General features: G+C 53.1%; 18 protein-coding genes and 1 pseudogene. 10 read left to right on the top strand and 9 right to left on the bottom strand.

Annotated features, from left to right (window positions below; all coding sequences use genetic code 11):
- Positions 1 to 114 precede the first annotated feature (114 nt).
- The 3 genes and pseudogenes from IPZ49_RS11665 to IPZ49_RS11655 form a co-directional block, all read left to right on the top strand.
- Positions 115 to 2,829, top strand: coding sequence for a P-loop NTPase fold protein (locus IPZ49_RS11665; RefSeq protein WP_157843391.1), 2,715 nt, complete (start codon positions 115 to 117; stop codon positions 2,827 to 2,829).
- A 204-nt stretch (positions 2,830 to 3,033) separates the two neighbouring features.
- Entirely contained in the window at positions 3,034 to 3,363 is a 330-nt protein-coding gene (locus tag IPZ49_RS11660; RefSeq protein WP_000140246.1) for a hypothetical protein, read from the top strand.
- Between the two features lie 114 nt (positions 3,364 to 3,477).
- Positions 3,478 to 4,491: pseudogene (locus tag IPZ49_RS11655) on the top strand (radical SAM protein); the annotation flags it as partial.
- Between the two features lie 89 nt (positions 4,492 to 4,580).
- On the opposite strand, the gene dkgA reads toward IPZ49_RS11655, so the two are convergent.
- A complete protein-coding gene (gene dkgA / locus IPZ49_RS11650; protein WP_023306942.1) occupies positions 4,581 to 5,408 on the bottom strand; it encodes a 2,5-didehydrogluconate reductase DkgA in 828 nt (275 codons plus the stop codon).
- Positions 5,409 to 5,513: 105 nt separating this feature from the next.
- Complete coding sequence (yqhD, locus tag IPZ49_RS11645) at positions 5,514 to 6,677, bottom strand: alcohol dehydrogenase (protein WP_023298604.1); 1,164 nt, start codon at positions 6,675 to 6,677, stop codon at positions 5,514 to 5,516.
- Between the two features lie 195 nt (positions 6,678 to 6,872).
- Here yqhD and IPZ49_RS11640 point away from each other — a divergent pair, with 195 nt between their 5' ends.
- Positions 6,873 to 7,772: an AraC family transcriptional regulator gene (locus tag IPZ49_RS11640; RefSeq protein WP_017382749.1), complete on the top strand. Its 900-nt coding sequence runs from the start codon at positions 6,873 to 6,875 to the stop codon at positions 7,770 to 7,772.
- A 45-nt stretch (positions 7,773 to 7,817) separates the two neighbouring features.
- On the opposite strand, the gene yghB is transcribed toward IPZ49_RS11640, so the two are convergent.
- Both yghB and metC read right to left on the bottom strand, forming a co-directional pair.
- On the bottom strand, positions 7,818 to 8,477 hold the full coding sequence (yghB, locus tag IPZ49_RS11635; RefSeq protein ID WP_015571869.1) for a DedA family general envelope maintenance protein YghB: 660 nt from the start codon (positions 8,475 to 8,477) through the stop codon (positions 7,818 to 7,820).
- A gap of 142 nt (positions 8,478 to 8,619) precedes the next feature.
- Positions 8,620 to 9,807, bottom strand: coding sequence for a cystathionine beta-lyase (metC, locus tag IPZ49_RS11630; RefSeq protein WP_023306940.1), 1,188 nt, complete (start codon positions 9,805 to 9,807; stop codon positions 8,620 to 8,622).
- A gap of 251 nt (positions 9,808 to 10,058) precedes the next feature.
- Between metC and exbB the strand changes: the two genes are divergently transcribed.
- Together exbB and exbD are read left to right on the top strand one after the other, a co-directional pair.
- On the top strand, positions 10,059 to 10,790 hold the full coding sequence (gene exbB / locus IPZ49_RS11625; protein WP_023298602.1) for a tol-pal system-associated acyl-CoA thioesterase: 732 nt from the start codon (positions 10,059 to 10,061) through the stop codon (positions 10,788 to 10,790).
- Between the two features lie 4 nt (positions 10,791 to 10,794).
- Positions 10,795 to 11,220: a TonB system transport protein ExbD gene (gene exbD, locus IPZ49_RS11620; RefSeq protein WP_023298601.1), complete on the top strand. Its 426-nt coding sequence runs from the start codon at positions 10,795 to 10,797 to the stop codon at positions 11,218 to 11,220.
- A gap of 91 nt (positions 11,221 to 11,311) precedes the next feature.
- On the opposite strand, the gene IPZ49_RS11615 is transcribed toward exbD, so the two are convergent.
- Entirely contained in the window at positions 11,312 to 11,749 is a 438-nt protein-coding gene (locus tag IPZ49_RS11615) for a hypothetical protein (RefSeq protein ID WP_023298600.1), read from the bottom strand.
- Entirely contained in the window at positions 11,742 to 12,146 is a 405-nt protein-coding gene (locus tag IPZ49_RS11610; RefSeq protein ID WP_023298599.1) for a hypothetical protein, read from the bottom strand. The genes IPZ49_RS11615 and IPZ49_RS11610 overlap by 8 nt, the downstream gene beginning before the upstream one ends.
- A 102-nt stretch (positions 12,147 to 12,248) precedes the next feature.
- Here IPZ49_RS11610 and IPZ49_RS11605 point away from each other — a divergent pair, with 102 nt between their 5' ends.
- Together IPZ49_RS11605 and IPZ49_RS11600 are read left to right on the top strand one after the other, a co-directional pair.
- Positions 12,249 to 12,752, top strand: coding sequence for an ESA_00282 family adhesion-associated protein (locus IPZ49_RS11605; RefSeq protein ID WP_023298598.1), 504 nt, complete (start codon positions 12,249 to 12,251; stop codon positions 12,750 to 12,752).
- A gap of 43 nt (positions 12,753 to 12,795) precedes the next feature.
- A complete protein-coding gene (locus IPZ49_RS11600; protein ID WP_006811956.1) occupies positions 12,796 to 13,284 on the top strand; it encodes a TIGR00645 family protein in 489 nt (162 codons plus the stop codon).
- 109 nt (positions 13,285 to 13,393) lie between these two features.
- On the opposite strand, the gene IPZ49_RS11595 is transcribed toward IPZ49_RS11600, so the two are convergent.
- Entirely contained in the window at positions 13,394 to 14,434 is a 1,041-nt protein-coding gene (locus IPZ49_RS11595; RefSeq protein ID WP_063146813.1) for an aldo/keto reductase, read from the bottom strand.
- Positions 14,435 to 14,516: 82 nt separating this feature from the next.
- Here IPZ49_RS11595 and yghX point away from each other — a divergent pair, with 82 nt between their 5' ends.
- Positions 14,517 to 15,404, top strand: coding sequence for a YghX family hydrolase (gene yghX, locus IPZ49_RS11590; RefSeq protein ID WP_023306936.1), 888 nt, complete (start codon positions 14,517 to 14,519; stop codon positions 15,402 to 15,404).
- A 113-nt stretch (positions 15,405 to 15,517) separates the two neighbouring features.
- Positions 15,518 to 17,065, top strand: a complete 1,548-nt coding sequence (locus IPZ49_RS11585; RefSeq protein WP_063146814.1) for a methyl-accepting chemotaxis protein — start codon at positions 15,518 to 15,520, stop codon at positions 17,063 to 17,065.
- Positions 17,066 to 17,067: 2 nt separating this feature from the next.
- Here IPZ49_RS11585 and fucR read toward each other — a convergent pair whose 3' ends face one another.
- Positions 17,068 to 17,817 carry an L-fucose operon activator gene (gene fucR / locus IPZ49_RS11580; protein WP_023298593.1) on the bottom strand — a complete coding sequence of 250 codons (750 nt, stop codon included), beginning with the start codon at positions 17,815 to 17,817 and terminating at the stop codon, positions 17,068 to 17,070.
- 75 nt (positions 17,818 to 17,892) lie between these two features.
- A complete protein-coding gene (gene yghU, locus IPZ49_RS11575; protein ID WP_063146815.1) occupies positions 17,893 to 18,759 on the bottom strand; it encodes a glutathione-dependent disulfide-bond oxidoreductase in 867 nt (288 codons plus the stop codon).
- Positions 18,760 to 18,857 lie beyond the last annotated feature (98 nt).

The following is an 18,857-nucleotide window of genomic DNA, read 5'->3' as shown; positions in this document are numbered from 1 at the left end:
ACATTACGTGGGTAGGATCACAAGGAGTCATTATTAGGGTGGCTTTTTTATGTTGAGGTGGCCGCGTTTCTTTCTCCTGCCATTATGGTCGCAGGACTGGCATGCCTGCAGAACATGGAATGGTACAGAAAGAAAGGGTATTCGAGTATTGGTGATTTGTTCAAACGCAACAGTACTGACAGGATTGAAGAGACTTGGCTAGTTAATAAGGAGGTCGGAGCTATTGAGCTGGCTGAAGCTCTGCAGGGATTTACCTCCAAAGAGGTCATTTCCCATGGAGATCGCTTCATCCTTATCATTGATAATCTGGACCGAATCAGTGCAGACAAAGTGAAAGAGCTCTGGAGTGATATGGAGCTTATTGCCGGAGCCACTCATGAACACTTCAGGATAGTGGTGCCCTATTCGGCAAGACAGGTTTCAGCCTCACTTTCTGTGGCGGGTTTCAGCGGGCGTGAGTTTATTGCAAAGCGGATTCCTGTAAGTTTTCAGGTTCCTCCTCTTATTTCGGCAGGATGGCAGGAAGCGTTAAGGCAGTACTGGAAAGAAACAGTAAATGAGGATGCAGGGATAGCGTGCCGGGAAGCAACGGTGTTGCTTGAGCGCTGGAAACCCTCTGAGTATCCTCGTATCACACCGCGATTAATGAAGAAGTTTGTTAATGATATTCATATTCTGAACCTTACCGTTCCTGCAACAGAAGATCATCGCCATATTCTTATTGCTCTCTACTTACTGGTGGTCAGATACGGGGAGCGAGATATTAAAGTATTACTTCGCGATCCCAAAGCTAGTCAGACCGAACCCGGTATTGCTCCGGATGATTTTGACGAGATGCTCTCGCTAACTTATCAACAAATATCCCGAATTTTTAATAACGATACAGAAAGATGGAGCGAATTTCTGATGAGCATCCACTATCAGTCCACGGTGGAGCTTGCCAGGAGCGAGTTGCTTGATACGCCTCTTAAAGACGCGATTGGTGCTATAAATATCCCACGGCTTGAAGAACTGACGGCCTTGTGGGGTTTCGCTGAAGCATGGCAGCGAGTGGCACCACATATTCAGATGCGAGACTGGCTGGTTTCTTATAGCCGGATGGATGAGAAGTGTCAGGCTCTCGCCGAACCGCAACTCAAAGTCGCAGTGCAAATGCTGAATCAGAGTTATGCTGTTTCACTCAGAGAAAAGAATGATGAAGGTTTCGTATTGAGTCTGCAGAAACTGATGGCTGACGGGCGGATAAGCCTAGAGCCTTTCGTCGAAAGGCAAATATCGTTTATTGTGAGTAAACTTGATGAAATTCAGGATTCAGAAAAATTGGAGGCTGAATCCACGCAGACGTTGCTGCAGGAAGCTGATTCATACTCTGTTCTGGCCGGTGAATCACTACTGAATAAAATGGAGAATTTTGTAGATGGCGTATTTTATGTGGAATACCTTGTCAATAATGAAGAGACCTTGTCAAACCTGAAAATTGGCACACTAGATATCGGAAATCACGGTCGGGAGGAGATGTTACGCTATGGAGCTGAGCAACCTCAGATAGACCTTTTTAATCCGGGAATTATCCGGCATATCAATATTGCATCGAAGGCGGTACAGAACGTAATTGGAAAGAATGATGGTACAGGTGGGGCTCAGGTTAGCTCTGCAATAATGACGCTTAAAAATCGTCAGGTTGTTGAGGACGTTATCCATTTCAGAAAAATTGTTCTGAGCCCGGACTGGAATAATAATGTTTTAAATCAATATTATCTTAATAATACGGCGACGAGGAATCTCTTCCCTGCGGAATTTGCTGCACAGGCTGTTGCTCACATGGTGCTCCATGGTAACTATGCCGGTATCGAGTCGTACAGTGAACATATTGGTGAGGAACGGTTTGACCTGGCTTTGGCTGCATATCTTCGTTATCTACGTACTGCCGAGAGTATCTTTATAGCACTTAAGGATAAAAATGTTCTGCCGTACATCAAAAATGCTGTTGGCAGGATTGTTGATTTAGGTCTTCTGGTGAATATACCTGTCCTGAGCTTTGTTAAAGGTCAGTATGACGTCATCAAAGAAGCTACAAATGCAACCTCTCTTTTAATATTTGTGCGAGAGCGTCAAAAAGCACTGTCAGAGAAAATAATTGAGTCTGATGTGAATGCTATGGGTCCAGTATTTCTCCATGACGTATATCAGTCAGGTGAGCAGTTTGATATTTTGAAGAAAAAGCTGAACGCCCTGGCATGTGGAGTATTTAGTTCTTCTGAAAGGCTTATTGAGTGTTTTACGGTTCTTCCTGTGAACATGCGCTTTATCCTTGAACAAATGCAACTTCAGGGGCAGCATATCCGGATGGAAGGTAGTGTGGGTATCTTTGCATCATGGTTCCGTGATGCAGAGCCAGACGTTGTCACAAATGCCGAGAACATTCATTTCCTGTGGTCTTGCCTCGACGATACCCAGAGAGAGACTGTACTTGATGAGTTGCACGATGTCTTACTTGAAAGACATATTCGTATTGACAGCCGTATTGCGATTATTACCCGTTTTCATAATGAGTTGTCGTTTATTGAACCTGAGAAGGCCGTTGAACGCAGGGCTATTGCGGCGCTGTTTAGCGCTTCTGTTGATAATGTATTATTGTCTCAATGGCTTGACCGTCAGACGTTTTCATTTTCATCATGGTCTCCGGAGGACGCCCGTACGGCAACGAGTTGTATAATGAATAACTCGGAGATTTTTCCTCTCATCTGCAGGAATTCACAGTATATTAAAAACAGAATGTTACCAGAGAAAGCGGACGTTACAGAAGATAGTGATACGTTTCCGGACTGAGTTCGTTCTTTAAATCCTATACCTGAAGACCACAGCGGTGGTCTTTGGGAGTTTTTTTATTGCCTGATATACATTAAGCATGTTATATCTTGCTAAGAAATAATCATTCAGGGATTAATCATAACTACTGAAGTTATGTTGTGTTCTTTTCTTTTAAAAATAAATTATTCAGATTTATTTTCTATTGATTTAATGAGGTAGGGAATGACAGAAAGTGCTTTGCTTTTGCGAGAGGCATTTAATGAATCGGTTAACTATATGACATGGTCTTTTTATTCACTGATAACTGCTTACGTTTCGATGGCTTTTTATGATAGAGTTGAGGTTAAGACCCGAATAAATAATTATCTGAATAAGTTACTTTTCGTGATTGCTATGTCCGTTTTTATCCCAAATATGTACTTTGTTTCAATGGTGTTCAGTCAGAAGTTAGGCACCGCAGCTGGCGTTGCGTCATTCATTATTGGGCTACTTTTCATGATGTTAAACTCGGCGCCTGTAATTACTGGTATCGTACAGCAGCGCAAAGATTGAGTTTTATGAGTATAGTCAGTTGGGTTTTCATCTGTTTTATCAGACTTAGAAAAATGAAATCTTTCAATTCATTGATTTTAAACGCAAAAAAATTTCTAAATGATCAGAATTATAGGGTGTTCACTCTGTTCGATCACCGAACACGAAGGTCGTATTATTCAGAGCCGTTCCGAAGAGTCGATTGTTAACGAGATCGAAGCCATTCGCGACACGGTCCCGGGCTTTACCGGCGTGATCTCCGACCTGGGTGGTCCAACGGCTAACATGTACATGCTGCGCTGCAAATCGCCGCGCGCTGAGCAGACCTGTCGTCGTCTCTCCTGCGTCTATCCGAGCATTTGCGAGCATATGGACACCAACCACGAGCCGACGATCAACCTTTACCGTCGCGCCCGTGACCTGAAAGGCATCAAGAAGATCCTGATCGCCTCCGGCGTGCGTTACGACATTGCGGTGGAAGATCCGCGCTACATCAAAGAGCTGGCGACGCACCACGTTGGCGGTTATCTGAAGATCGCCCCGGAGCACACCGAAGAGGGCCCGCTGTCCAAAATGATGAAGCCGGGCATGGGCAGCTATGACCGCTTTAAACAGCTGTTTGATACCTTTTCAAAACAGGCGGGGAAAGAGCAGTATCTGATCCCATACTTCATCTCCGCGCACCCCGGCACCCGTGATGAAGACATGGTGAACCTGGCGCTGTGGCTGAAGCAGCGTCGATTCCGTCTGGATCAGGTGCAGAACTTCTACCCGTCGCCGCTCGCTAACTCGACGACCATGTATTACACCGGCAAAAACCCGCTAAGTAAGATTGGCTATAAGAGTGAAGACGTGGTGGTGCCGAAAGGGGATAAACAGCGCCGTCTGCACAAAGCGCTGCTGCGCTATCACGACCCGAAAAACTGGCCGCTGATCCGTCAGGCGCTGGAAGAGATGGGGAAAAAGCACCTGATCGGCTCGCGTCGTGATTGTCTGGTGCCAGCGCCAACGCTGGAAGAGATGCGCGAAGCGCGTCGCCAGAACCGCAATACGCGCCCGGCGCTGACCAAGCACACGCCAATTGTGCATCAGCGTTCGAACGGTGGGGCTTCGGGGACGAAAAAAACGGGAAAACGTAAGATCGGATAACGATGATGCCCTCACCCCGGCCCTCTCCCGCAGGGAGAGGGTGGAAAGCATTCCCTCTCCCTGTGGGAGAGGGTTAGGGTGAGGGGAAACTACCCGCCAAACTGATCCGGGTCCGGCCCAAGCCGCTTGCCCTGATCCAGCTTCGCAATCTCACCCAGCTCGTCTTTATCCAGGCGGAAATCCCAGACGTCGAAGTTCTCGGCGATACGCGATGGCGTGACCGATTTCGGGATCACCACCAGACCGCTATCCAGATGCCAGCGAATGACGATCTGCGCCGGCGTTTTGCCGTACTTATCCGCCAGTTCACGAATGATTTTCTGGTCAAACACCCCTTCGCCGCCCTGAGCCAGCGGGCTCCAGGATTCGGTCTGGATCTTGTGCGTGGCGTTCCACGAATGAAGCTGGCGCTGCTGCATCAGCGGGTGTAGCTCAATCTGGTTAATCACCGGCGCGACGCCCGTTTCATCAATCAGGCGTTGCAGGTGATGAACCTGGAAATTACAGACGCCGATGCTTTTTATCAGCCCCTCTTTTTGCAGCTCAATCATCCCTTTCCAGGCATCAACGTAATGGTCGATAGCCGGTACCGGCCAGTGCATGAGATAAAGATCGACGAAATCGAGCTGGAGTTTCTCCAGGCTCTCCTGCAACGCTTCGCGGGGACGCTTTTGATCGTCGTTCCACAGCTTGGTGGTGATGAATAACTCATCGCGGGGAATGCCAGCGCTGGCAAGCGCGGTCCCCACGCCGTCCTCGTTTTTATAGGCGGCGGCGGTATCAATGGACCGATAGCCGACTTCCAGGGCTTTATGAATGGCGGAGACGACCTCGTCGTTACCGGCTTTCCATACACCTAGCCCCAGCTGGGGCATCACGTTGCCGTCCTGTAGCTTGATTACGGTTTGGTTTGCCATTTTTCCTCCTTCAGGTGCTCATCGCCGGAGGGAACCTCCGACGATGTGATGTGCATTAAGTCTGGACGAAATGTCAAAAAACGAAAGTCAGGATCCTAAAAACGCTTAGCGTGCCGCTTCGTAAATACGACGGCTGACGTCCAGGGTGATGTCGCCGTGCTCGCCGATCTGCGTCATACCGTGTGCTTCCAGCTTCGCCAGCAGGGCAGGGATGGAGCTGCCGTCCAGGCCGTAGTCAGAGAGACGCGTTGGCACGCCCAGGCTTTCAAAGAAGTGACGGGTGGCTTCAATTGCGGCATCAATACGCGCATCGTCGGAACCCTCGGTGATGTTCCACACGCGTTCGGCGTACTGGAGCAGCTTGGCGCGTTTAGCATCACGTTTTTCATTCCACAGCGCAGGCAGAACCACCGCCAGCGTCTGGGCGTGATCCAGGCCGTGCATCGCCGTCAGCTCGTGGCCGAGCATATGGGTAGCCCAGTCCTGTGGCACGCCTGCACCGATAAGGCCATTCAGTGCCTGTGTTGCAGCCCACATCACGTTAGCACGCACGTCATAGTTTTCAGGCTCTTTCAGCGCTTTCGGACCTTCTTCAATCAGCGTCAGCAGAATGCCTTCCGCGAAACGATCCTGAATTTTGGCGTTTACCGGGTAAGTGACGTACTGCTCAACGGTGTGAACAAAGGCGTCGACCACGCCGTTCGCCACCTGACGCGCAGGCAGGGTATAGGTGTAAACCGGATCGAGGATCGCGAACACGGGCTGAACGTGTTCGTTCATAAAGGCCTGCTTGTCACCGGTGGTTTTACGGGAGATGACCGCGCCTTTGTTGGACTCAGAGCCGGTGGCCGGCAGCGTCAGCACGGAGCCCATCGGGATCGCACTGCTGATGTCGCTGCCGCCCGTTTCCAGAATATGCCACGGGTCGATGCCGTCAGCGTAATGCGCTGCCGCCGCGATGAATTTGGTGCCGTCCAGCACGGAACCGCCGCCCACCGCCAGCAGGAAAGTGATCTGCTCGTCACGGGCGATTTTTACCGCGTTCATCAGCGTTTCATAAGACGGGTTAGGCTCGATACCGCCGAACTCGCGTACGTCCAGCCCTTCCAGAGCGCTGTAAACCTGATCCAGTACGCCGGTTTTTTTCACGCTGCCGCCGCCGTAGGTAATCAGGACGCGGGCGTCCGTCGGGATTTGCGCGCGCAGGTCAGCGATAGCGTCTTTACCAAACAGAATGCGGGTTGGGGTGTGAAGATTAAAGTTGTTCATGGCTTGTTCCCTGTAGTGGGTAAAAAATCGTGGTGGCGCAGAAGGCAACCTGATGCTGCACATTGTGGCGGGCAGGCGCTATCCTCTCAATGCACATTCCTGCCGATGTCTTGCCCATTTCTACAGCGCTCTGGAGAAACGGTAAGAAAATGCGCACACTGTCAGCGTCGGAAACCGTACCCGGAGTAACTTAAAATGAACCGTGATGCCATCTGCCGCCAGCTAACGTCGCAGATTAAAAGACTGATAGATAACGGAAATGATTCGGCTGAGCTGTTGCCGGATATCCGATTGCTCTACGGTACCCAGCCCGGAACGCGCACCCCGGTGATGTATCAGCCCGGCATCGTGTTTCTCTTTTCTGGCCATAAGATTGGCTATATCAATGAGCGCGTGTTCCGTTACGACACCAATGAATATCTGCTTCTGACAGTACCTTTACCCTTCGAATGTGAAACTTTCGCGACAGAGGAGGTACCGCTGGCCGGGATCCGCGTCAACGTCGACATTCTCCAGTTGCAGGAGTTGCTGATGGAGATTGGGGAGGACGAACTTTTCCGGCCGTCGATGGCGGCAAGCGGTATCAACTCCGCGACCTTATCGGAGGAAATTCTCTGCGCGATTGAACGCCTGTTAGACGTGATGGAAAGGCCTCTGGATGCGCGTATTCTCGGAAAGCAGATTATCCGCGAAATTCTTTACCATGTGCTGCTGGGACCGGGCGGCGGGGCGCTGCTGGCGCTGGTAAGCCGGCAAACGCACTTCAGCCTGATTAGCCGCGTGCTGAAGCGCATCGAGAGCCAGTACACGGAAAACCTCAGCGTTGATCAGCTGGCGGCGGAAGCCAATATGAGCGTCTCGGCGTTTCACCATAACTTTAAATCCGTCACCAGCACGTCGCCGTTGCAGTACCTCAAAACTTACCGTCTGCATAAGGCGCGGATGCTGATGATCCACGATGGCATGAAGGCCAGCGCCGCGGCGATGCGGGTCGGGTATGAAAGCGCGTCGCAGTTTAGTCGGGAGTTTAAGCGTTACTTCGGCGTCACGCCGGGGGAAGATGCGTCACGTATCAGAACCATGCAGGGAGCGTGAGGGGAAACGGAGGCCGGGTAAGCGGTAGCGCCACCCGGCTTTTATTTATGCGCTGCAATACTTTTTCTTGATCACCACCGCAATGGTACCCACCAGCCCTGCAACCAGCAGGAAAATCGGCAGGATCATCAGGAAGGTCATCACCTGGTCTTCATGGCGTTTAACAAAGGGGATCATATTCAGCGCGTAGCCGAGTGTGGTGACCACGCCCACCCAGAGCAGGGCGCTCAGCCAGTTGAAGAACTGGAAGCGGCGGTTAGAGAGGCCTGAAATACCCGCCATGGTAGGCAACAGGGTGCGAACGAACGCCAGAAAACGCCCGGCAAGCAACGCCAGCAGGCCGTGACGGTCAAACATGCAGGTCGCGCGCTGATGATATTTATGCGGCAGCTGCGCCAGCCAGCCTTTCACCACGCGGGTGTTTCCAAGCCAGCGCCCTTGCAGGTAGCTCAGCCAACAGCCGAGACTGGCCGCAGAGGTGAGGATCACCATTGTCGGTGCGAAGTCCATCACGCCCTTGCCGATTAACGCCCCTGCGAGCAAGAGCAGGCTGTCACCGGGTAAAAATGAGGCTGGCAGTAATCCATTTTCCAGAAACAGCGTCGCGAACATCACGAAATAGACAATCCCGACGACATGTGGGTCCGCCAGCGCGGCAAAATCGTGTTGCCAGAGCGCCGTGATGATATTTTGAATAACAGCCATGGACTTTCCTGTGGAACAGCAGATATAACGCTATTGTACTCCCAATTTTGCCTGTCGGGGTTGATCGCAGGCGCATCTCATACAGACTTTTCTGCTTGCGGTGTTCAGAATAGCGTCCAGGGAGTACATGTCAGCCAGCACTTTACACGATGCGCTCAAATCCTGCCGATAAATCCGCAATTAAATCGTCCACATTTTCCAGCCCGATATGCAGGCGGATTAAGGTCCCCTCGAAGTCCACCTCGCCGCCCGGGCGCAGGGCCGCAATCTGCTCCGGCTGATTGGGCAGGATCAACGATTCAAACCCACCCCATGAATAGGCCATGCTGAAGAGGGTAAAGTTATCCAGATAGCTTGCCAGCTCGGCGTCATTCAGGCGCTTCTTAAGAACAAATGAGAACAACCCGCTGCTGCCCGTAAAGTCACGTTGCCAGTATTCGTGGCCCTTGCTGCCCGGCAGCGCCGGATGGTTAACGCGCTCCACCTGCGGATGCAGCGCCAGCCACTGAGCAATTTGCAGGCTGCTTTCGTGATGCTGACGCAGACGCACGCCGAGCGTACGGATGCCCCGGCTGGTCATGTAGGCGGTATCGGCATCCACCATCTGGCCCATCAGGTAGGCGTTTTCACGCAATTGCTCCCAGCAGCGGGCATTAGATACCGCCGTACCGATCATGCCGTCTGAGTGGCCAATCAGGTATTTGGTCGCCGCCTGAATGGAGATATCGATGTCAAATTCCAGGGCTTTAAACAGCACACCTGCCGCCCAGGTGTTGTCGATCATGATGATCGCTTCCGGCGCTATGCTGCGCACCGCCTTCACGATGGCCGGGACATCATGCACTTCCATGGTGATGGAGCCGGGAGACTCCAGGAACACAACGCGCGTGTTGGGCTGAATAAGCCCGGCAATACCGGCCCCAATCAGCGGATCGAACCAGCTGGTGGTGACGCCGAGCTTGCTGAGTATTTTGGTGCAGAAGTCCTGGCTTGGCTCGTAGGCGGTATTGGTCATCAGGATGTGGTCACCCTGTTCAACAAACGCCAGAATGGTATTGGCGACCGCCGCCGCACCGCACGGGAACAGCGCGCAGCCCGCGCCGCCCTCCAGTTCGCACATGGCTTCCTGCAACGAGAAATGGGTTAACGTGCCACGGCGACCGTAAAACAGCCCGCCCTTCGCGCGATTACGCGTGGCGATTTTTTTATCTTCGACGGTATCAAACACCAGCGAGGAGGCACGCTGGATCACGCTGTTGACCGAGCCCTGGGTGTATTTTTTACTGCGTCCTGCCTGCACCAGCGTGGTCTCAAGCTGCTTTTTAGTCATGTTCGCTAACCCTATTTTTATACGTCTGGACGTCCAGACTACCACGATTGTCAGAATGTGCATCCGGATGCTTATCGAATAAGCAGAAAATATTATCAAAAATTCGCACAAGAAATTTTTACTGCGTAAGCGCAAGGAAAGTGAGCGAAAATTACGGCACTATGTAAATACTAATGAGAACTACTATCAATTCGACGACGTTTTGATATTATTACGTTCAGATTGTGTGATTTGCGTCCTGGAGATACAGAGTGGGTAATAATTTGATGCAGACGGATCTCTCCGTTTGGGGCATGTATCAACATGCTGACATCGTCGTTAAGGTTGTGATGATCGGCCTGATTCTGGCGTCCGTGATCACCTGGGCTATCTTCTTCAGCAAGAGCGCCGAACTTCTTTCACAAAAACGCCGCCTCAAGCGTGAGCAGAAGCAGCTGGCGGAAGCCCGCTCTCTGGATCAGGCTTCTGATATCACCTCATCCTTCCATGCGAAAAGCCTGACTACCCTGTTAGTGAACGAAGCGCAGAACGAGCTGGAACTCTCCGCAGGCAGTGAAGATAACGAAGGCATTAAAGAGCGTACCGGCTTCCGTCTGGAGCGTCGCGTTGCGGCCGTGGGTCGTCATATGGGCCGCGGTAACGGCTACCTGGCGACTATCGGCGCTATCTCCCCGTTCGTCGGCCTGTTCGGTACCGTCTGGGGCATCATGAACAGCTTTATCGGTATCGCCCAGACGCAGACCACTAACCTTGCGGTCGTCGCGCCGGGTATCGCAGAAGCGCTGCTGGCAACGGCTATCGGTCTGGTTGCCGCTATCCCTGCGGTAGTTATCTATAACATCTTCGCGCGCATGATTGGCAGTTACAAAGCCACACTGGGTGACGTTGCCGCGCAGGTTCTGCTGCTGCAAAGCCGCGATCTGGACCTGAACGCCAGCGCCGTTAAACCGGTGCATGCGGCGTCCAAACTGCGCGTAGGTTGATTGTATGGCAATGCGTCTTAATGAAAATCTGGACGATAACGGTGAAATGCATGAGATCAACGTGACGCCGTTTATCGACGTTATGCTGGTTCTGCTGATTATCTTTATGGTTGCCGCGCCGCTGGCAACGGTGGACGTGAAGGTGAATCTGCCAGCGTCCTCCAGCCAGCCGCAGCCGCGTCCGGAAAAGCCTGTCTACCTGTCCGTGAAGGCCGATAAGTCCATGTTCCTGGGCAACGATCCGGTGACGGATGCCTCGGTTATTCCGGCGCTGGACCAGCTGACCGGCGGCAAGAAAGACACCACCGTCTTCTTCCGCGCGGATAAAACCGTCGATTATGAAACCATGATGAAGGTAATGGACACGCTGCATCAGGCGGGATACCTGAAGATTGGTCTGGTCGGCGAAGAGAAAGCGGCCGCGAAGTAAAACGAAGGCGAAGCCGCCTTCCGTGCCGGGTGGCGGCTTCGCCTTACCCGGCCTACAATCTCAGGCTAGCGCCGCCGGGCGAACCACGTTGTCAGCAGTTAGAAGATGTTGTTGACGCCTCTTCATCGAGCGCCACGCAGGTGACGTTTGATGTGCGATAGTTGCCTTCCGAGAGTTTACGGGTCAGGCGCAGGGTGGCTGTCTCGCGTGCCAGCAGGTACTGATAGTTCGTCTCCAGTCGCCCAAGGATCTTCTCTTTAAGCTCAGGGCGCAGCTCAATAATGGCGTTCATCACCGCGCCGTAAATCTCCTCTTTGGCCTGCAAGGCATAAATTTCCCGACGGTTCTGCCATTTCAGGCGCACCAGCGTGGCCGGAATCGAAACCAAGTCCTGCGTTATTCGCGTCATCTCGTCATTTTTTATCTTTTTCAGGGCGTCAAGATTCTGCTTTAAGATAAATTCATCGCTTTTCTTATCATCTAAAGTCAAATAAACGTTATTACCGCTATCATCATTCACGTTAATCATCCCCCAGGTTATAAAAAATGGGATTGTTTTTTTCACGCGTAATTAAGTTAAGCCAAATTTCATTGCCAGCTTCATTTATTTGCTGTGTTTTCTCGGCCATTATTTGACTTAGAGCCTGGGCATCTATTTCCCCTTCGGCCTGTAAATCATTTAGCAGATGAACTAAGGCTTCAATCTTGATGGCACGAAATAACCGTTCTTTTAAATGGCGATCGTGCTCTTCCAGCACCATATTACGGGATTTGCCGGTGCGTGAAACACCAATTAATATATCGGCTTCATAGTCGGAGAGTTTTCTTTTTCCTTGAGTGAAATTCGCCTCTTTATCTGCTTCCGTCGAAGGCTGTTCCACAGGCGTAATGTGGTACTTTGCCGGGACAAGATTGTCGGGCAGCATTTTAATTTCCTTTAATTTCAAAAGGGTGGGGTTGGAAAAAGGGTGAGATTCGTTGACAATATCATGAGGCAATTTTAAAATCAAAAAAAATGGAGCCTACCCATGAACAGCATTTTCTTCACGGTCGTAACGTTACTATTACTGACCGCTGGCGTGCTTTTATTGATGCAAGAGTTCAATAAAACGAAAGTGTCAAATGACGCCAGTGAACCACCGCAGCCTGAATTGATGTCCAAAGAGGAGGGGGAAGATCATTTCTCCGTCTTGATGAACGCCGTGACGCCAGTCTGGTACTGGCGGGTGAATCACGAATATATCGATTTTCTCCATGCGACAATTAAGCGAATGAAAATGGCCGAAATTAATGATACGCCCGGCCTGTTCGACGCGCAGCGCCGCTGTAGCGACCTTAATTCGGCGGTCTATAAATATTACGACAATATCAAAAAGCGCTGTCTGAATGGCGAGAAGGTGTCGTATTCCGATTTAGACGTATTAAATCTGCGCCAGTGTTTTCGCGAGTTTAGCCTGGAAGCCTACCCGGAACTGGTCGCACTGGTCTGGCCGGAGTATGCGCGTCCGGATGTGGATCCCAACGAGGTATAGTTGAGATATACTGAGCGCTGGTTTCGTTTGCAGACAGGATTTTATGGAACGCTTCTTTGAAAACGCAATGTATGCCTCTCGCTGGCTGCTCGCACCCGTCTATTTTGGTCTCTCTCTGGCGCTGGTCGCCCTGACGATCAAGTTCTTCCAGGAGATATTCCACGTCCTGCCAAACATTTTCTCCGTGGCAGAAGCCGATTTGATTCTGGTTCTGCTGTCGCTGGTGGATATGACGCTGGTAGGAGGATTACTGGTGATGGTGATGTTTTCCGGTTATGAGAATTTCGTCTCTCAGCTTGATATCGCCGAGCACAAAGAAAAGCTCAACTGGCTGGGGAAAATGGACGCCTCATCGCTGAAAAATAAAGTCGCGGCGTCGATTGTGGCGATTTCGTCTATTCACCTGTTACGTGTCTTTATGGATGCTAAAAACGTCCCGGATAATAAGCTGATGTGGTATGTGATTATCCACCTGACGTTTGTACTGTCGGCGTTTGTGATGGGATATCTGGATAAAATCAGTAAGAAATAAATTTACCAGGCCCCTCACCCTGCCCTCTCCCCAGAGGGGAGAGGGTGTTCAAGTTCCCTCTCCCCTCTGGGGAGAGGGTTAGGGTGAGGGGCGAAAGCATCGGACCGCACTATTTATCCGACGACGCCTGCCACAAATTCAGCTCACCATCCGCCACGTGCTGGTCAATCCGCGTCAGTTCATCTTCGGTAAAGCACAGGTTATTCAGCGCCTGAACGTTCTCTTCCAGTTGCTCCGGGCGGCTCGCGCCAATCAGCACTGACGTTACACGTGTATCTTTCAACAGCCAGCTTAGCGCCATCTGCGCCATCGTCTGCCCGCGCGTATGCGCCATCTCGTTCAGCAGACGAAGGCTGCTCAGGTTGGCTTCGGTCAGCATTTTCTCCGTCAGGCCGCGCACTTTTTTCCCTTCGCGCTGCATACGTGAACCGTCCGGAATACCGTTCAGGTATTTTCCGGTCAGCAGGCCCTGCGCCAGCGGGGTAAAGGCGATACAGCCCGTTCCGTTTTTCTCCAGCGCGTCCAGCAGACCAGTCTTGTCGACCCAGCGGTTAAGCAGGTTGTAAGACGGCTGGTGGATCAAAAGCGGGATCTTCCACTCGCGCAGCAATTCGGCCATCGCCGTCGTGCGTTCCGTGGAGTAGGACGAAATGCCGACGTACAGCGCTTTTCCGCTCTGCACCGCGTGTGCCAACGCGGCGGCGGTCTCTTCCATCGGCGTGTTTTCGTCTACGCGGTGAGAATAGAAAATATCCACATACTCCACGCCCATGCGTTTCAGGCTCTGGTCGAGGCTGGCGAGCAGATACTTACGTGAACCACCCGAACCATACGGTCCTGGCCACATGTCGTAGCCCGCTTTGGTGGAGATGATCAGCTCGTCGCGATACCCGGCAAAATCTTCTCGCAGCAGGCGGCCAAAATTTTCTTCAGCGCTGCCTGGAGGGGGGCCGTAGTTGTTGGCAAGGTCAAAATGGGTAATGCCGAGATCGAAGGCCTTACGCAGCAGCGCGCGCTGGGAATCGAGCGCCTGAACGTGGCCAAAGCTGTGCCACAGACCCAGCGACAGCGCCGGTAAGCGCAGGCCGCTTTTGCCGCAGTATCGGTACTGCATGTTTTCGTATCGGCCGGTGTAAGGGTGCCAGGACATGATGTCTCCTTTCTTATCGGTGAATTTTCGAAACAGCGTTTTTATTCTAAGCTTATCAAATCATAAATCATGGAGATAAGCGATGACGCGCCTGACTGCCAAAGATTTTCCGCAAGAGCTGCTTGATTACTATGACTATTACGCCCACGGTAAAATCAGCAAACGCGAATTTCTGAATCTCGCGGCGCGCTATGCCGCAGGCGGCGTAACGGCGCTGATGCTGTTTAATATGCTTAAACCCAACTACGCCCTCGCGGAGCAGGTTAAATTCACCGATCCCGATATTCTTCCGGAATACATCACTTATCCCTCGCCCAATGGTCACGGCGAAGTGCGCGGTTACCTGGTGAAGCCGGCCAAAGCCACCGCGAAAACGCCCGCAGTAGTGGTCGTGCATGAGAACCGGGGGCTGAATCCGTATATTGAAGACGTGGCACGACGCGTGGCGAAAGCGGGGTATATCGCGCTGGCTCCCGACGGCCTGAGCTCGGTGGGGGGATACCCCGGCAACGACGACGAAGGAAAGGTTTTGCAGCAGAAGGTCGACCCGACAAGGCTGATGAACGACTTTTTTGCCGCCATAGAGTTTATGAAAAATCATCCGGAAGCCACCGGTAAGGTGGGGATTACCGGTTTTTGCTACGGCGGCGGCGTATCGAATGCCGCCGCCGTAGCATATCCGGAACTCGACTGCGCGGTGCCCTTCTATGGTCGTCAGCCGCGGGTGGAGGATGTGCCAAAAATTAGCGCGCCGCTCCTGCTTCATTATGCCGAGCTGGACAAAAATATTAACGAGGGCTGGCCTGCCTATGAAGCCGCGCTGAAATCAAATAATAAGGTTTATGAAGCGTATATCTACCCTGGCGTAAACCATGGATTTCACAACGATTCTACCCCACGCTATGACCAGCCCGCAGCCGAGCTGGCCTGGTCAAGAACGTTAAGCTGGTTTAAAAAATATCTGGAATGATAAGCCCTGCTTAAATAAATCATCACAAAGGGTTATCTTTTCCCCTGTCCCTGCCGATAACGAGGGTAGTACTCGCCTCTGGGCGAATTCACCCTCACGGCAAGGAATACTCAATGAAGATGCTTCGTAATTTCACCATCCGTTTCGTCATGCTGACGGTACTGGGGATCTTTTGTGTCATGTGGGCAGGCGTGGGGCTTTATAGCACCTGGTCTCTGTCTCGTGTTTCTGATGGTAATGACGTTGACCGCCAGCTGGTCAGGCAAATGACGGTGCTGAGCCAGGGCAACGATCAGTATTTCCGTTTCGTCACCCGCCTGAGCCGGGCGATGGAAGCTAAAGCAGCGGGCGGCACGCCAGACCTGGCTCCTGCTCAGCAGGCGCTGGATAACATGAGTAAAAAGCTGGCAGAGATGAAGGCTATCTCCCCGGGCCCGATGGATGAAAAGGTCTCTGCGCAGGTGATTTCCACCTGGCAGGCGCTGCTCGATCGGGGCGTTACGCCTCAGATGGTGCAGGCAAAGCAGGCGACGCTCGAAGGCTATCGTCAGCATGCCAACAACGTTACGCCGCCGCTAAGCCGCGCGTTTGGCGCCGCGGTTGAGAACTTTAACAATTCTGCGGTGAAGGCGCTCGACAGTACGCGCGTTGTGGTCGACAGCCTGACCAGCATGACCCGGACGGTGATTATCACCGCCACGATCGTGGGTCTGCTGATCCTGCTGTTCACCGACCGCTACCTGGTGGCGCTGCTGGTAAAACCGCTGGAGCGTATCCGTCAGCAGTTCCGCCAGATTGCGCAGGGCGATCTCAGCCAGCCGATTGAGCCCATTGGCCGCAACTGCGTGGGGCAACTGGTTCCGCTGCTGAGCGCCATGCAGGACAGCCTGCGGGAGGCGGTCAGCACGATTCGTTCCGGCAGCGAGAATATCTGGCGCGGGGCAACGGAGATCTCCAGCGGGAATAACGATCTCTCTTCGCGTACCGAAGAGCAGGCCGCTGCGCTGGAAGAGACCGCGGCCAGCATGGAACAGCTTACCGCAACGGTGAAGCTGAACGCCGAAAGCGCGCGCCAGGCCAGCCAGCTTGCGGATGTCGCCTCCAGTACAGCCAGCCGCGGCGGGTCGCTGGTAGACGATGTGGTCACGACCATGAGCGGCATTTCGGACAGCTCGAAGAAAATTGCTGAAATCACTACCGTTATCAACAGCATCGCCTTCCAGACCAATATTCTGGCGCTGAACGCCGCGGTGGAAGCGGCTCGGGCCGGGGAGCAGGGGCGCGGTTTTGCGGTCGTGGCGGGTGAGGTGCGTAATCTGGCCAGCCGCAGCGCGAATGCGGCAAAAGAGATCGAAGGGCTGATTGCGGATTCCGTTGCCCGCGTGGAGCAGGGGGCGCAGCTGGTGAACGATACCGGCACGACGATGGAAGCTATCCTGCGCGACGTGACGGAGGTGACCGTCATTATGAAGCAGATCGCCACCGCGTCAGAGGAGCAGAGCAAAGGTATTTCTCAGGTCGGCGTAGCCATCACGCAGATGGACGGCGTGACCCAGCAGAATGCCTCGCTGGTGGAGCAGGTTTCCGCCGCTGCGGCTGCACTGGAACGGCAGACCGAAGAACTCCAGCGCTCAGTGCAGAAGTTCCGTCTCCCCGCGTAACATCATCGCGTCAGGCCGTCTCTGGCGGCCTGACATTTATCGCTCTGAATAATCTGTGTCACCTGCGACAGCTGACCGATTTTCACTTCGCTTGCCCGCATAAATTTACTTTTGTCGATCAGCAGCAGCGACTGGCTGGCCCGGTTTAACAGCAGCGCCTTAAAGCCCGCGTTGTGCTCGGACGGATCCCAAAGGACGCCATGCTCATCAACCCCTTCACACGAGAAGATAAACAGATCGATCTCCAGCCCTTTAAGCTGCGTCACCAGCGCCGGATTAACATAGCAGCGATACTTACGCTCAAGCGTTCCGCCGGAGCAGATAAGCGTGATCCGCTCGCGCTTCGCCATCTCGTGGCAGACAGGCAGGCTATTGGTAAACACGGTGAGTTCGATATCCGGAAGCTGGCGCGCCAGATGAAAGCAGGTCGAGCTGGCGTCGAGGGCGATGGTCATCCCTTCGCTGATCCAGCCCAGCGCGTGTCGGGCAATATCGGCTTTGTCGGCATAATGGCTTTTCAGGCGTGCGCCAAAGGGTTCACCGCTGTCGCGGCTGTCCGGGTGAATCAGACGCGCACGCCCGTGCTGGCGCAGAAGTTTCCCCTGCTGCTGTAACGACTTCAGATCCCGGCGGATCGTCTCTTTGCTGACGGAGAGCTTTTCAGCCAGGGCATCGGTGGTCAGCCAGTCACTTTTACTCAGCAGGGTGATGATGCTCTGCTGTCGGGTCGCTTTTAGCGTCTGGTCTGACATTCGAGGATCCTTGCGCACGCGTGCTGACTCATTTTTCTCATCGCAGAAGAGGGCGGCGAACCGCCCGGTCATGGGTCAACCCTGACGTTTATCTTCCGTCTGGGTATCGAAGTCGCTCGCTGAATGGCGCTCATGCAGCTGCTCGTTCAGCTCGCCGTTGGTGCGGTTAACAATGCGCCCGCGTTTAACGGCCGGGCGATTCGCCACATCTTTTGCCCAGCGCTGCACGTTGGTGTACTTCCCGGCGTCGAGGAATTCGGCGGCGTTGTAGACGCTGCCCAGCGCCACGCAGCCAAACCACGGCCAGATCGCCATATCGGCGATGGTATATTCCTCACCCGCTACATAACGACCGCGCCCCAGCTGCTTGTCCAGCACGTCGAACAGGCGTTTAGCTTCCATGGTGAAGCGATCGATAGCGTACTCAATCTTCACCGGCGCGTAGTTATAGAAGTGGCCAAAACCGCCGCCGAGGAACGGGGCCGCGCCCTGTAACCAGAACAGCCAGTTCAGGGTTTCCGTTCGTCCTGCCGGATCTTTTGGCAGGAAGTGACCAAATTTCTCGGCCAGATAGAGCAGGATATTGCCGGATTCAAAGACGCGCGTCGGCGGGGTGGTGGAGTGGTCACGCAGCGCCGGGATCTTCGAGTTCGGGTTCACGTCGACAAAACCGCTGGAGAACTGATCGCCCTCACCGATGCGGATTAACCATGCGTCGTATTCCGCGCCCGTCACGCCCAGCGCCAGCAGCTCTTCCAGCATGATGGTAACTTTCTGTCCATTCGGCGTACCGAGAGAGTACAGCTGGAGCGGGTGCTCGCCCACGGGCAGCTCTTTCTCGTGCGTAGCGCCCGAGACGGGACGGTTGATATTGGCGAACGCGCCGCCGTTATTCTGTTTCCATTCCCACACTTTCGGTGGCTGATAGGTGTTATTTGACATGTTGGCCTGCCTTTTTGGTGTTGTGTTGAGGCAGTGTAGCAGGAGATAGGGGAACCGTTTAACGATGCGAGCGTAATGGGCAGGGCGAGTGTATGATA

The organism is Enterobacter cloacae complex sp. S2 (genome assembly GCF_015159675.1).
Lineage (GTDB): Bacteria > Pseudomonadota > Gammaproteobacteria > Enterobacterales > Enterobacteriaceae > Enterobacter > Enterobacter intestinihominis.
Note: the sequence above shows the minus strand (reverse complement) of the source record. Positions and strands in the feature narration are given on the sequence as shown.

Bases quoted from the DNA above. Each gene is read 5' to 3' on its own strand.
- IPZ49_RS11665 (WP_157843391.1), top strand. From the start codon at position 115: ATGGAATGGTACAGAAAGAAAGGGTATTCGAGTATTGGTGATTTGTTC.
- IPZ49_RS11660 (WP_000140246.1), top strand. From the start codon at position 3,034: ATGACAGAAAGTGCTTTGCTTTTGCGAGAGGCATTTAATGAATCGGTT.
- dkgA (WP_023306942.1), bottom strand. From the start codon at position 5,408: ATGGCAAACCAAACCGTAATCAAGCTACAGGACGGCAACGTGATGCCC.
- yqhD (WP_023298604.1), bottom strand. From the start codon at position 6,677: ATGAACAACTTTAATCTTCACACCCCAACCCGCATTCTGTTTGGTAAA.
- IPZ49_RS11640 (WP_017382749.1), top strand. From the start codon at position 6,873: ATGAACCGTGATGCCATCTGCCGCCAGCTAACGTCGCAGATTAAAAGA.
- yghB (WP_015571869.1), bottom strand. From the start codon at position 8,477: ATGGCTGTTATTCAAAATATCATCACGGCGCTCTGGCAACACGATTTT.
- metC (WP_023306940.1), bottom strand. From the start codon at position 9,807: ATGACTAAAAAGCAGCTTGAGACCACGCTGGTGCAGGCAGGACGCAGT.
- exbD (WP_023298601.1), top strand. From the start codon at position 10,795: ATGGCAATGCGTCTTAATGAAAATCTGGACGATAACGGTGAAATGCAT.
- IPZ49_RS11615 (WP_023298600.1), bottom strand. From the start codon at position 11,749: ATGATTAACGTGAATGATGATAGCGGTAATAACGTTTATTTGACTTTA.
- IPZ49_RS11610 (WP_023298599.1), bottom strand. From the start codon at position 12,146: ATGCTGCCCGACAATCTTGTCCCGGCAAAGTACCACATTACGCCTGTG.
- IPZ49_RS11605 (WP_023298598.1), top strand. From the start codon at position 12,249: ATGAACAGCATTTTCTTCACGGTCGTAACGTTACTATTACTGACCGCT.
- IPZ49_RS11600 (WP_006811956.1), top strand. From the start codon at position 12,796: ATGGAACGCTTCTTTGAAAACGCAATGTATGCCTCTCGCTGGCTGCTC.
- IPZ49_RS11595 (WP_063146813.1), bottom strand. From the start codon at position 14,434: ATGTCCTGGCACCCTTACACCGGCCGATACGAAAACATGCAGTACCGA.
- yghX (WP_023306936.1), top strand. From the start codon at position 14,517: ATGACGCGCCTGACTGCCAAAGATTTTCCGCAAGAGCTGCTTGATTAC.
- IPZ49_RS11585 (WP_063146814.1), top strand. From the start codon at position 15,518: ATGAAGATGCTTCGTAATTTCACCATCCGTTTCGTCATGCTGACGGTA.
- fucR (WP_023298593.1), bottom strand. From the start codon at position 17,817: ATGTCAGACCAGACGCTAAAAGCGACCCGACAGCAGAGCATCATCACC.
- yghU (WP_063146815.1), bottom strand. From the start codon at position 18,759: ATGTCAAATAACACCTATCAGCCACCGAAAGTGTGGGAATGGAAACAG.